Below are 12939 nucleotides of genomic sequence, written 5' to 3'. Positions count from 1 at the left end.
AGGGATACGGTTCTGATGAACACACTCTTTCACGCGGCGCAGTAGGCATGCTTTTTCCAATTACAGCCAATGGCCCATGTCTTTTGCTGCGCCCGCAGAAAAACCAGGGGCAACGGCCCCATGCAAGCGCATTTCTGCAGCGCCTGACCACGCTGATTCTTACCATGCTTTTACTGGGCGGCCTGTTTTTCGTCTTCTGCCAGCCCGCCTGCGCCAATCCGCCCGTAAAACGCATTGGCTATCTCGAAGCCGGGCCGTTCTGGCTGTTTGACAACACCTGGAACGCCTTTCGCGATGGTATGGGCAAGTATGACGACATACGCTGCGAATATCCATCTGACGCGCGCTTCAGCCCCGGCTGGGAACCAGCGCAGATGCGCCGCCTGCCTGAAATGGCAAAACAGCTTTTGCAGCGCAAGGATCTCGACCTTGTGGTGGGCATGGGCACGGCGGCGGTCAAGGCGCTGCTGGCAGTCAACGATGGCCGTTTGCCCATTCTGGGCATGGGCATGGCTGACCCTGTGGCTGCCGGGGTTGTCAAAAGCGCGCAGGATTCCGGCGTGGACAACTTCACCTGCCGGGTGGAAGTTGACCGCTGGTCTTCCATGTTCCGCGTTTTTTACGATGTGGTGCGCTTTCACAAAATGGGCATCATGTTCCAGAACAGTCAGGAAGGCCGCGTGTACGCCGCACTTGGCGATGCCCAGGCCATTGCCTCGGAGCTAGGATTTTCCCTTGTGCTCTATGATGGCCTTTCCTCCGCCGAAAGTGCTGAGGAATGCCGCAAGGGGCTGGACGACCTGCGCAAACAGGGCATGGACGCCTTTTTTATCGGCCCGCTGAACTGCTTTGATATCGGCGGCGAGGGCATGGCCCCGCTGCTGCAAAAGCTGAATCAGTGGAAAATCCCCACCTTTGCGCGTGATGGGTCGGAATATGTCAAAGCCGGAGCGCTCATGGGCTTTTCCACCTGGAATTTCGGCCCCAGCGGCATAGCTCTTGCCGGGCAGGCCCACGCCATACTGGGCGGCACGCAGCCGCGCACCCTGCCCATGCTTGACCAGTCCGAGCCTTCCATCGCCCTGAACCTTGCCACCGCCAAGGCCATCGGCTTTGATTTTCCCTTTGACGTGCTGGTAACGGCGGACGAACTGCACGAAACCATCAGCCAGCCGCACCCCGGTACACCCTAAGGATTTTCCGTGCTTATCCGCGCCACGCGCAAACTGCGCATCAATGCCCTGCTGCTCGGGCTTGGAGTCCTGCTGGTCACCCTGGGCTTTAACGTGCTGCTCTCGGTTTCCACGCTGAATACGCTGGCAACCGACATGGTGCTTTCCGGCTATCGCAGCGGTGCTGAACGTCTGGCCCGTGATATTGAACGCGGCATGCGCTTTGGCAAACCGCTGGCTTCGTTCGCCGGAATGGACGAGATGCTGGCGGAACTGGGTCAGAGCGCGGCGGGCATCAGGCGTGTGACCATTATTGATGCCAGGGGTTCCACTCTCTATGAACAGCCTGCCCAAGATTCAAAGGCTGATAGCACGTTGCCCCCCGGTGCGGCATCCCAAACCAGAGAGGGCAAAGACGGGCCGCAAGGCGCGATCAAAACCGCTGATGGTTATCGCCTGAGCATCCCCCTGAGTAACAAAACGCCTGTGGGCCAACTGCTGGTGGACATTGACGGCAAGCCCATCAATGCGGCTACAGAAGATTTTCTGCGGCTGTCATCCCTGTTGCTGGCAGCGGCCTGCCTTGTGGCGGGGCTGATTCTGGCCGGGCGTCTTGGCCTCTTGACCGGGCAACGCGCTGTGGGCACAAGCCTTTCGGGCATGACCAGAATGCTGCTCGTCATCATCGGCACATCGCAATTGCTCTACGCCTGCGGCACGCTGGTGCTGTTCGATACCTTCGTCAAGCAGGCCGTACGCACCAAGGCAGACATCCTCGCCGAGGGCACAGGGCGCGATTTTGAATACCTTATCCACAAAGGCGTGGATATCGCCAGCCTGCGCGGCAAGGATCAGGCGCTTGAGCAGCTGCTTGCGGCCAACAGCGAGCTTGCGGGCGCGCAGCTGCTGACGCCTGAAGGCAAGTCTGTGGCCTCTGCCGGGCACGTGCCCGACCCGGCGCTCACAGTTGAAAAATCACTGAGCACCTACTGGCCCAGCCGCTTCCGCCAAAAACAGGAAGTGCTGCGCCTGCAACTGGCCGTGCAGCCCCAGGCCATCACAACCCGCATATCGGCGCTGGCCCTTGACCTTGGGGCCTCACTGCTCATCAGCTTTTTGCTGCTGCTGGAGCTTTCAAAACTGCTGGGCCTTATCGCGCAACGCAACCTCCCGCCAGATGCTGCGGCGAACGCCCTTGGAAGCAGCCACCACTCCCTCGCCGTGCAGGCCTTGCGGGCAGCGGGCTTTGTGTTCTTTTTGGGCTACGACATGGGCATATCGTTCATTCCCCTGCTGGCCCGCCAGTTGTACGAGCCGTTCATGGGCCTGAGCCGTGATGTGGCCATTGGCCTGCCCATCTCGGCAGAGATGGTCAGCGCGGGCTTTGCCCTGCTGTTTTCCGGCGGATTTTCATTGCGCTACGGCTGGCGAAAGGTCTTTGCCGCAGGCACTCTGGCTGCGGCCGTGGGGCTGATGATGGGCGGCATGGCCAACAGCCTGCTTCTGCTCATTCTGGGGCGCGTTGCCACAGGCTTCGGCTTTGGCCTTGTGCTCATGGCCGGGCAGATCGGCACACTGGGCAAGGCCAATGCCGGGGCAGGGCTCACCAGCGTATTCGCAGGCATATTTTCCGGCAGCATCTGCGGCTCAGCAGCGGGGGCCATGCTGGCGGATCATGTTTCGTTTCAGGCGGTACTGGCGACCGGCTCCTGCACCATATTGCTGGCGCTGTTCACCGTGATGCTTGGCAAGGAACCCGCAGAGGCCACAGCAGGCAGTTCCGGCAACGCGGTCTGTCAGGGGTCTGGTGCGCAGACCGCCGCGCAGGGGCACATGTTTTCAGGCTGCATGCAATTGCTGCAAGACCCGCGCATGCACATGATACTCTGGCTGGTGGGCATACCCGCCGCCATGTGTCTGACCGGATTTTTGCACTATCTGCTGCCGTTGAGGCTGGCAAACGCCCATGTGGATCAGTCGGATATCGGCCGCATATTCATGCTCTACGGCCTGTGTTTTATTACGGCGGGGCCATTGCTTGGCAAATGGATAGATCGCAGAAAAGACAAATCCCTGTTCCTGACGCTCACGGGCCTGCTCTCCGGCATTACGCTGCTCATTGCGGCAACGGCTACAAATATGGCCGGGGCCGCCGCTGCGGTCATCTCCCTGGGGCTGGCCCAGTGTCTGGCTGCCCCGGCATCCATGATCTGCGTTCTCACTCTTGCTTCGGCGCAAACCCTGGGCCGTGAAAAGACAGCCTCGATTTACCGTGGCCTGGAGCGCATGGGGCAGGTAGCGGGGCCTGTGGTGTTTGGCATTGCCGTAACCGTCATGGCTCCAGCCAGCGCGCTGCTGCTCATGGGCGGCATCGTCTGCGCGCTTTCCTTGCTGTTCCACCTGATGTGGCGGCTCAGGACTCCAGCGAACTGACCAGCGCCCGCAGTTCGGGCATGGCGGGATCTGCCAGGCCCCCGGGCAGAAACCATGACAGCACTTCATGATAATCTTCGGGCAGGACGATTTGCCCGCCCTTCCGGATAAACTTGCGGAACTCGTCTTCGGTGGGATAGCTGAAGTATTTTCGCCCTTCGCTGCTCTGCACATGGGTTGTCAGCTCGCGCCCCGCCTCCAGTTCCGGCAGATGGCGCAGCAGGGCGTCTATACCCGCAAAATAGGTATGCACAAAGTTCCACAGCAGGGAGCGGTCATAGTTGATGGGCCACCAGCCGATCTCCACTATGGGGCCGGTATCCAGCCCTGCGTCAAGGTGGAAAAGCGTGCAGCCAGAGCGTTCATTGCCATGCTCCATCGCCCGAAAAGGGCTGCACAAACCTTGCAGATCAGGCAGCGCGCCGGGATGCATGCCGTAGGTGCCAAGCCGGGGCATATCGATAACTTCAGTGGGAATAACATAGTCGTAGCGGCAGGAGATGACAACGTCAGGCGCAAGGTCGCGCATGGCTTGCCGGGAGGCTGGCGACCGCATGGGCCCCCACATCTCCATATCAATGCCGTAACGCTTTTTCAGGCCCGCATAGGTCTGACACTGCGCCTCATTGCCCTCAGGAAAGCGGGCTTCCAGCCAGGGCAGAATGTGTTCAAGCACCATGTTCCGCTCATGGGCCACAAGGCTTGCCGCATAGGCATTGCTGCACTCCGCGTCCAGCACGTAATCTGAAAGAACCACAAAAACATCGTGCCTGGGGGCAATGGCTGCCAGCAGTCTGTTAAGGGCGACACATCCTGCAAGATCCTTCTTCGCGCAAACGACAACTTTCACGGCATATCCTTTCGAGGAACATTGCCCAGCATGCTACGCCGCAAGGTTATGCATGAAAAGAAGAAATCTACCGTAGTTATGCGCGGTACCTCATTTTATTCCACCGGAAAATTGAAATAGGTATCGGTGTAAGGCTCATTTTTAAGCGTGTAGTGCCACCACTCTTCCTCATAGCGCTTGAACCCGGCATTCTCCATAAGGCCCAGAAGCACAGCCCGGTTGGCCTCCTGCTGCGGGCTCAGCCCCTTGGCCCCGTGGTGCGAGGCCGCGCCAAAAAAGTCAAAGGGGGTGCCCATGTCCACCTCTTTGCCGCTCTGCCTGTCAACGAGGGTGAGATCCACCGTGCTGCCGCGTGAATGCCCGGAGCGCGTGGCAACATAACCCAGATCAAAAACCCGCACCTTGTCCACCTGCGGATAAAAAATCGTCTTCATGCGGGTGTCGGCGGCGTTCATGCCCCAGCGCACGAAATGATCCACTGCTGACTGGGGGCGGTAGGCGTCATAAATTTTCAGGGTATAGCCTTTCTCTTCCGCCGCAGTTGCGGCCTTGCACAGAGCATTCGCCGCAGGCTCGGTCAAGATTGCCTGGGGCGCAAGATATCCGTTGATGCGCTCTCCAACAAAGTTATAGGAAGAAAAATAGCGTATTTCCTGAATAATATTCTGGCAGTTGTCGCTTACATGCACAAAACCATCGTGCATGGCCGCCTGCGCGTGCCAAGGAAACAGCATTCCCAAGGCCAGCACCAACATCTGCAAAAAAAGAAGCGGATCGCATTTACGGCGCGCAATCATGGTCGTCTCCTTAATTTTTTCAGCACCCTGCGCTGACGGCAAAACCCGTTACACCAGTTCGGCATTGCACATTATAATGGTTCAGTCGTCAACATGCCACATTTTGACCTTTTACCTTCAAGAAGGCATACTTGGCGGATGAACACAAAAATACCAGGGAGCGCAGCATGAAACTGCTGGAAAAAGCCCGCGCGGCCGGTTGAGCCGCCAAGCTGGCTCCAGGGGCCCTGGAGCGACTTTTACGCGGCCTGCCGTCTGATACGCGCCCTGACCTTGAGGCCAGGGTTCTGGCTGGTCGCGCCCGGAACGAAGACGCCGTGGTGCTGACCGTTCCCCCTGGCTGCGCCCTGGTGCAGACCGTGGATATTCTTGCGCCCATTGTCAACGATGCCTTTGCCTTTGGGCGCATTGCCGCCGCCAACGCGCTTTCGGATGTCTACGCCATGGGCGGCCAGCCTTGGAGCGCCATGAACGTGGCCTTTTTTCCGCAGGCTCTGGCAGAGGACGACCCGCAGCACATACTGGAAAACATTTTGCGCGGCGGCCTTGACGCCATGAATGAAGCCGGGGCCGTGCTGGCTGGCGGCCACACGGTGCAGGACGAGGAACTCAAGTACGGTCTGGCGGTCACGGGCATCATAGACCCCTCCCACATGGCCCGCAACGATGGCCTGAAACCGGGCCAGACCCTGCTGCTGACCAAACCGCTGGGCACGGGAGTGCTCGCCACTGCGGTCAAGGCCCGCTGGGATGGAGCCGAAGAAAGCGAGGCCGAGGTAACACGCTGGTGCTCCCGCCTCAACAGTGTTGCCGGGGGCGTCGTGCGCGACCTCAAAATCGCCGCAGCCACAGACATAACAGGCTTTGGCCTTGGCGGGCACGCGCTTGAAATGGCCCTTGCCTCGGGCGTTACCGTGGTCTTGAATGCCGAGGCCCTGCCCCTCATGCCGCGGGCCCTTGAGTACGCGCGCGATGGGCTTATACCCGCAGGCAGCCACCTGAACCGAAAATATTGGGCTTGTTCCACTCGTGTGGAAGACGGCGTGGACGAAGCGCTCACGAGCCTCGCCTTTGACGCGCAGACCTCCGGCGGGCTGCTGCTGGCCGTGCCGCCAGAGCTGGTGCCGCAGGCCCGCGAAATGCTGCTGACCGGGGGCGATCTGGCCTGCGAGGTGGGCGAAGTTATTGCACCAAGGCCTGACGGCGCAGCCCTGGTGCTGCGCTGAAGCCGCACGGGTGCGGCCGAAGCTGAGCTGGATATGCGGCGCATGCTGTCCACGCGCCGCGCGCTCCGCACCGGGATGGTAATTTCGGCCAGTTTTTTAAAAAAAATTGCTTGCCGTACCGCCATTGCGACTTATTTATGACGGAGATTTTCAGTTAACGCCCTCCCGCCCGGCACAGACCCGGCATCAGGCGCGCCGCTCACGGCTTGCAGCCCACCGGCAAGTGTGCTATGGAAACACGCTTTGCGAGAGTGGCGGAATTGGTAGACGCACTGGACTTAGAATCCAGCACCACTGGTATGGGGGTTCAAGTCCCCCCTCTCGCACCATCTACCTCACCAAGAAAAGGAGTCCCTCGTGGAATATAGCGCAGAAGACATTTCGCCGGTCAGAAAAAAGGTCGTCATCACCACCGAAGCCCAGGAAGTGGAAGCAGCCATCATGGGCGCCGTGGCGCTGTACAAAACATCGGTGCAGCTGGACGGTTTCCGCAAGGGCAAGGTTCCGGCGTCGGTCATCGAGCAGCGCTTCCGCGACAAGATTTATGAAGAAGCCCGCCAGGATCTGATCAACGTCCACATCAACGACGTGATGCAGAAGCTCGACGTTTCGCCCCTCGCCGGCGTTGACGTGGACGCAAAGGGCACCTTTGAACGCGGTCAGGGCTACGAATACAGCATCGAATTTGAAGTGCTGCCCTCCTTCACCCTTCCTCCTTATGAAGGCATGGAAGTGGAGCAGGAAAAAGTGGTCGTGGACGAAAAGGAAGTGCAGGAAGTTATCGACCGCATCCGCCGCGACCGTGGCGAGCTTGTGCCCGTTGAAGGCGCTGGCCCCGCTGTGGACGGTCAGGTTGCCACCATCGACTTTGCCGCCTTTGAAAACGGCGAGCCCCTGGAAGGCGTAAAGGCCGAAAGCTTTGACCTCGCCCTTGGCGAACGTCAGGCTCTTGAAGATTTTGAAGCCCTGGTGAAGACCATCCGCTACGGCGAAGAAGGCGAAGGGCAGATCACCTTCCCCGAAGATTTTCTTGCCAAGGATCTGGCAGGCAAAACCGTCACCATGAAGGTGCGCGTGCACGCCATCAAGGAGCGCAAGCTTCCTGAACTGAACGACGACCTCGCCAAGACCGTTGGCCTTGAAAGCGTGGAAAAGCTGCGCGAAGCCATCACCGGCAGCTACACCCAGAGCCGCGTCAACCTCAACAAGAGCGCCGCGCAGAAGACCCTGCTTGACCGTCTGCTGAAGATGGTTGAATTTGAACTGCCCCCCAGCCTTGTGGACACCCAGGTGCGCACCCTGCTGGGCGACATGGCAGCCCGCTTTGAACGTCAGGGCCGCAGCCTTGATTCTCTTGGCAAAAGCATGGACGAACTGCGCGCCGAAGTGCAGCCCCAGGCTGACGAACTGGCCCGCTCGCAGGTTCTGCTGCTTTCCATCGCCAAGAAAGAAGCACTTGACGTTACCGACAATGAGGTCAACACTCAGATTTACCAGATGAGCATGCGCACTGGCGAAGATTTCAAGACCCTGCGTGAAAGCTATGAACGCTCGGGCATGATCTTTGTGCTGCGTGACCGCATGCTGGCCGACAAGGCCATGGATCTGATCTACGCCAAGTCCAAGGTGACCGAAGTGGAGCCCAAGGCGCCAGCCGAGGGCGACGCCGCGCCGGGCGCACCCGCCAGCGCTCAGGACTAACTGAAGTATAAGGGAGGCGGCCTTAAGGCCGCCTTTTGGTTTTATTTTGCGGCAACACCGCACCCAACCGGCCCACACGCCGTGCCAAGAGGCTCATATGTCGCTTGTCCCCATGGTTATTGAAACCACAGGCCGCTCCGAGCGGGCCTATGACATCTATTCGCGTCTGCTCAAGGACCGCATCGTTTTGCTTGGCTCCGAGGTCAACGATACCGTTGCTTCCCTCATCTGCGCCCAGTTGCTCTTCCTTGAATCGCAAGACCCCGAAAAAGAAATCTATCTCTACATAAATTCCCCCGGCGGCTCTGTTACCGCCGGGCTTGCCATTTATGACACCATGCGCTTTATCTCCTCGCCTGTGGCGACTGTGTGCATGGGCCGCGCCGCCAGCATGGGCGCATTCTTGCTGGCCGCTGGCAAGCCTGGCATGCGTTTTGCTTTGCCCAACAGTCAGATCATGATTCACCAGCCTTCGGGCGGTTTTCAGGGCCAGGCCACGGATATTGAAATCCACGCGCGCGAGGTGCTGCGCCTCAAAGAACGCCTCAACCGCATGCTGGCCGACAACACGGGCCGTCCCTACAAGGATATTGTCAAAGCTACCGAACGCGATAACTTTTTGACTCCTGAGGAAGCCAAGGAACTCGGCATCATTGACCGCGTGCTTGTATCGCGCAATGAAATGGCTCAGGAAAAGAGCGAGTAATATGGCCAAGAACGATAAACCTACGGTGAGCGAACCCCTGCGCTGCTCCTTTTGCGGGCGCAGCGAGCTTGAGGTTCGCAATCTCATCGTGCAGGACGGCGCCAGCATTTGCGACAAATGCATCAAGGCCTGCAACGAAATTATCGCCCGCGACCAGATGGAAAGCCCCCAGAGCGAAGAACGCCTTCTTTCGCCCCAGGAAATCAAGGATCGCCTTGACCAGTATGTCATCGGACAGAACGAGGCCAAGAAAATCCTTTCTGTAGCGGTGCACAACCACTACAAGCGTGTGTTTTACGCCAGCGCCCTGGGCGACGAGGTTGAGCTTGAAAAAAGCAACATCCTCCTTGTCGGCCCCTCGGGCAGCGGTAAAACCCTGCTTGCCAAAACTTTGGCCCGCGTTCTGCGCGTGCCCTTTGCCATTGCCGACGCCACGACCCTCACGGAAGCTGGCTATGTGGGCGAAGACGTGGAAAACATCCTGGTGCAACTGCTCCAGAATGCGGACTATGATCTGGAAGCCGCCAGCAAGGGCATCATTTATATTGACGAAATCGACAAGATTTCCCGCAAGGGCGATGGCCCCTCCATCACGCGCGACGTCTCCGGCGAAGGCGTGCAGCAGGCCCTGCTCAAGATCATCGAAGGCACAGAGGCGAATATTCCTCCCAAGGGCGGGCGCAAGCACCCCCAGCAGGAATTTATCCGCATGAACACGAGCAACATCCTGTTCATCGTGGGCGGCGCTTTTGTGGGTCTGGACAAGATCGTGGGCGGCCGCATGAGCGGCGGCGCAATGGGGTTTGGCGCCAAGGTGCGCGCCAGCAAGGAAATGCCCCTTGGCGAACTGCTCGACAAGGTGCATCCGCAGGATCTGGTGAAGTTCGGCCTCATCCCCGAATTTGTGGGCCGTATACCCATCATCACCCATGTGGACGAACTGGACGAACCCGATCTGGTGCGCATTCTCACCGAACCCAAGAACGCTCTGGTGCGCCAGTACCAGAAGCTTTTTGAGCTTGAGAATGTTGACCTGCGCTTTACGCCCAATGCCCTCAAGGCCATTGCCGCCAAAGCCATTGAGCGCAAAACGGGCGCTCGCGGCCTGCGCAACGTGATGGAACGCACCATGCTCGACATCATGTTCAAGCTGCCCTCCCTGCCCAATGTGCGCGAATGCCTGATCAATCAGGCTGTTATCGACAAGGGCAAGGAACCGGTGCTGCTGTTTGGCGACAAGGCAGAAAACGCCGATACGTCCAAGGCCCAGGCCGGGGGCGACAAGGCCTCTTAGCCAGCCGCCTGAATTGCGCGCGTTCTGCCATGCAGCAGGCACGTAAAGGGGTACCGCCAATGGCTTGACCCCGCAGGTTAAAGCTGGCGCGTTGGCAACATTAGTGTTGCGGCGCACCGTGCGGGTTTTCCTCAAATCCGCGCTGTGGAATAGATTGCAAGGCGACCCTTGCGCTCTTCGGCCAGCCAGCCGCAGGGCAACAGCAAACACCCCGCCTGACGCAGGCATTTCACGGCAAAAAAGCTCTAAGTTCCGCCGGGCGGCGCAGGCCGCCGTCCGGCTTTTTTTCAGGGGAGAATTATGACAGACGAAATGCGCGGCTCTGACGCTTATATTGAACTGCCCATCATGCCTTTGCGCGAGGTGGTCATGTTCCCCCGCTCCATCATGCCGCTCTTTGTGGGGCGCGAGGCCTCCATCAAGGCCATCGAAGCCGCACAGGCCACCTACAGCAAGCAGATATTTCTTGTGGCCCAGCGCGAGCCGGAGCTGGAAAAGCCCGATGCTCAGGATCTTTCGCCTGTAGGCGTGGTCAGCAAGGTGCTTCAGATGCTGCGCCTGCCCGACGGCACCATCAAGGTGCTGTTTGAAGGCGTATATCGCGCCACTTGGGAAAACCTGCACGAAGACGAGCAGTGCGCCATGGTGGGCGTGCGCCGCCGCGCCGAAAAGCAGAGCCGCCCCGAAGAGCGCGAGGCTCTGGTGCGCGCCGTGCACGAGGCGCTTGAAGAATACGGCAAGAACAACAAAAAGATTTCGCAGGAGGCCGTGCTCTCCATTCTTGCCTTGCAGGAAATCGGCCCTCTGGCCGATGCCATCATCCCGCACCTCAAGGTTGATTACCGCAAAAAGCAGGAAGCCCTTGAGATCGACGACGCCACCCAGCGCCTTGAGCTTGCCTATGAGCTTTTGCAGGGCGAGGTGGCCCTTGCCACGGTTGAAAAGCGCATCAAGAACCGCGTCAAGGTGCAGATGGAGCGCAACCAGCGCGAATATTACCTCAATGAGCAGATCAAGGCCATCAACAAGGAAATGGGGCGCGATGACGACCCCCAGGCCGAAGTTGACGAAATAGAGCAGAAGCTCAAGGCCCGCGATATGCCGGAAGAAGCGCGCGAAAAGGCGCTCTCCGAAGCCAGAAAGCTGCGCAGCATGCCGCCCTCTGCGGCGGAATACACGGTTGTGCGCAACTATGTGGACTGGATTCTGGATCTGCCCTGGAACGACCTCAAGCAGATAGACATCAACCTTGAAAAGGCGCGCGCAATTCTCGACGGCGACCACTTTGGCCTTGAAAAGCCCAAGGAACGCATTCTGGAATACCTTGCCGTGCAGAAGCTTTCCCAGGGGCTCAAAGGCCCCATCCTCTGCTTTGTCGGCCCCCCCGGCGTGGGTAAAACCTCGCTTGCCAAGTCCGTGGCCCGCGCCACAGGGCGCGATTTTGTGCGCCTCTCCCTTGGCGGCGTGCGCGACGAGGCCGAAATCCGGGGGCACCGCCGCACCTATGTGGGCGCGCTGCCGGGCAAGATCATCCAGTCCCTCAAGCGGGTGAAGTTCAACAATCCCCTCTTCTGCCTGGACGAAGTGGACAAGATGACCTCCGACTACCGTGGCGACCCCGCCTCGGCCCTGCTGGAAGTGCTCGACCCGGAACAGAACAATACCTTCATGGATCACTACCTTGATCTGGAGTATGATCTTTCCAAGGTTTTCTTTATCACCACGGCCAACTCGCTGCACTCCATCCCTGTGCCTCTGCTTGACCGCATGGAGATCATCGAGCTCAACAGCTACCTTGAAACGGAAAAACGCCACATCGCCCGCCGCTTCCTGCTGCCCCGCCAGCTGGAGGAGCACGGCCTCAAGGAAGGCAACATCCGCGTGTCGGACAACGCCATTCTCGAGATCATCCGCTCCTACACGCGCGAGGCCGGGGTGCGTAACCTTGAACGCGAAATTGCCGCCCTGTGCCGCAAAACCGCCATCAAGCTTGTGGAAGACGACGACACCGAAAAGTGCGTCAATATCTCCCGCCAGAGCCTGCCTTCCATGCTGGGCGTAAAAAAATACCGCCATGACGAACGCGAAAGCGAACCTCAGGTGGGTGTGTGCGCGGGCCTTGCCTATAACCAGCGCGGCGGCGAAATTCTGCTGGTCGAAACCAGCCTCATGGCAGGTTCCGGCCATGTGGTGACCACGGGTCAGCTTGGCGAAGTCATGACGGAATCTGCCAAGGCGGCCCTTTCGTATGTGCGTTCACGGGCCGAAGTGCTGGGCCTTGATCCCCGCTTCCACCGCAAGATAGATATCCACGTGCACGTGCCTGCTGGCGCAACGCCCAAGGACGGCCCCTCGGCGGGCATCACCCTGGCGACGTCCATCACCTCCGCCCTGCTGGGCATTCCCGTGCGCAACGATGTAGCCATGACCGGCGAAATCTCCTTGCGCGGCAGGGTGCTGCCCATCGGCGGGCTGCGAGAGAAACTGCTGGCAGCGCGCCGCAGCGGTATCAAAAAAGTGATCATGCCCCGCGATAATGAAAAAGACCTCAAGGAAGTGCCGGACGAAGTGCTGCGCGACCTGGAGATCGTTTTTGTTGACCATGTGGATGAAGTGCTGCCTCAGGCCCTTGCAGCAACGGCAGAAGAAATCTTCTCCGGCCGGGCCACGGCGCTGCCCATCAGCCGCATTCTGCGGCCCGAAAAGCACGATGACGACAAGAATCAGCCTGCGCAGTAGCGCACGGCGACAGTGATAAAA

9 protein-coding genes and 1 tRNA gene are annotated in these 12939 nt (G+C 59.3%); 8 read left to right on the top strand and 2 right to left on the bottom strand.

Annotated features, from left to right (window positions below; translation table 11 throughout):
* Nucleotides 1–47 precede the first annotated feature (47 nt).
* On the top strand, nucleotides 48–1193 hold the full coding sequence (locus tag ACUZ9Q_RS04370; protein WP_227117747.1) for an ABC transporter substrate binding protein: 1146 nt from the start codon (nucleotides 48–50) through the stop codon (nucleotides 1191–1193).
* Between the two features lie 9 nt (nucleotides 1194–1202).
* Nucleotides 1203–3605, top strand: a complete 2403-nt coding sequence (locus ACUZ9Q_RS04365) for an MFS transporter (protein ID WP_449247400.1) — start codon at nucleotides 1203–1205, stop codon at nucleotides 3603–3605.
* On the opposite strand, the gene ACUZ9Q_RS04360 is transcribed toward ACUZ9Q_RS04365, so the two are convergent.
* Nucleotides 3586–4455 (bottom strand): formyltransferase family protein, encoded by an 870-nt coding sequence (locus tag ACUZ9Q_RS04360; protein WP_449247399.1) that lies wholly within the window; start codon nucleotides 4453–4455, stop codon nucleotides 3586–3588. The genes ACUZ9Q_RS04365 and ACUZ9Q_RS04360 overlap by 20 nt on opposite strands.
* Before the next feature lie 95 nt (nucleotides 4456–4550).
* Entirely contained in the window at nucleotides 4551–5252 is a 702-nt protein-coding gene (locus ACUZ9Q_RS04355; RefSeq protein WP_449247398.1) for a M15 family metallopeptidase, read from the bottom strand.
* A gap of 167 nt (nucleotides 5253–5419) precedes the next feature.
* On the opposite strand from ACUZ9Q_RS04355, the gene selD reads away from it, so the two are divergent.
* The 6 genes from selD (at nucleotide 5420) to lon (ending at nucleotide 12918) form a co-directional block, all read left to right on the top strand.
* Nucleotides 5420–6478, top strand: coding sequence for a selenide, water dikinase SelD (selD, locus tag ACUZ9Q_RS04350; protein WP_192111302.1), 1059 nt, complete (start codon nucleotides 5420–5422; stop codon nucleotides 6476–6478).
* Nucleotides 6479–6723: 245 nt separating this feature from the next.
* A tRNA-Leu gene (locus tag ACUZ9Q_RS04345) sits at nucleotides 6724–6807 on the top strand.
* 28 nt (nucleotides 6808–6835) lie between these two features.
* Complete coding sequence (gene tig / locus ACUZ9Q_RS04340; RefSeq protein WP_297894689.1) at nucleotides 6836–8179, top strand: trigger factor; 1344 nt, start codon at nucleotides 6836–6838, stop codon at nucleotides 8177–8179.
* Nucleotides 8180–8276: 97 nt separating this feature from the next.
* Nucleotides 8277–8885, top strand: coding sequence for an ATP-dependent Clp endopeptidase proteolytic subunit ClpP (clpP, locus tag ACUZ9Q_RS04335; protein WP_192111300.1), 609 nt, complete (start codon nucleotides 8277–8279; stop codon nucleotides 8883–8885).
* A 1-nt stretch (nucleotide 8886) separates the two neighbouring features.
* Nucleotides 8887–10179 carry an ATP-dependent Clp protease ATP-binding subunit ClpX gene (gene clpX, locus ACUZ9Q_RS04330; RefSeq protein WP_192111299.1) on the top strand — a complete coding sequence of 431 codons (1293 nt, stop codon included), beginning with the start codon at nucleotides 8887–8889 and terminating at the stop codon, nucleotides 10177–10179.
* 300 nt (nucleotides 10180–10479) lie between these two features.
* Nucleotides 10480–12918 (top strand): endopeptidase La, encoded by a 2439-nt coding sequence (lon, locus tag ACUZ9Q_RS04325; RefSeq protein WP_192111298.1) that lies wholly within the window; start codon nucleotides 10480–10482, stop codon nucleotides 12916–12918.
* Nucleotides 12919–12939: the final 21 nt, after the last annotated feature.

The sequence above is a fragment of the Desulfovibrio desulfopostgatei genome (assembly GCF_053570645.1).
The sequence above is the reverse complement of the archived record's forward strand: the minus strand, read 5'-3'. Positions and strand labels throughout refer to the sequence as shown.

Coding starts and splice junctions, on each gene's coding strand:
- ACUZ9Q_RS04355 (WP_449247398.1), bottom strand. CDS start 5,252: ATGATTGCGCGCCGTAAATGCGATCCGCTTCTTTTTTTGCAGATGTTG.
- lon (WP_192111298.1), top strand. CDS start 10,480: ATGACAGACGAAATGCGCGGCTCTGACGCTTATATTGAACTGCCCATC.
- ACUZ9Q_RS04370 (WP_227117747.1), top strand. CDS start 48: ATGCTTTTTCCAATTACAGCCAATGGCCCATGTCTTTTGCTGCGCCCG.
- clpP (WP_192111300.1), top strand. CDS start 8,277: ATGTCGCTTGTCCCCATGGTTATTGAAACCACAGGCCGCTCCGAGCGG.
- clpX (WP_192111299.1), top strand. CDS start 8,887: ATGGCCAAGAACGATAAACCTACGGTGAGCGAACCCCTGCGCTGCTCC.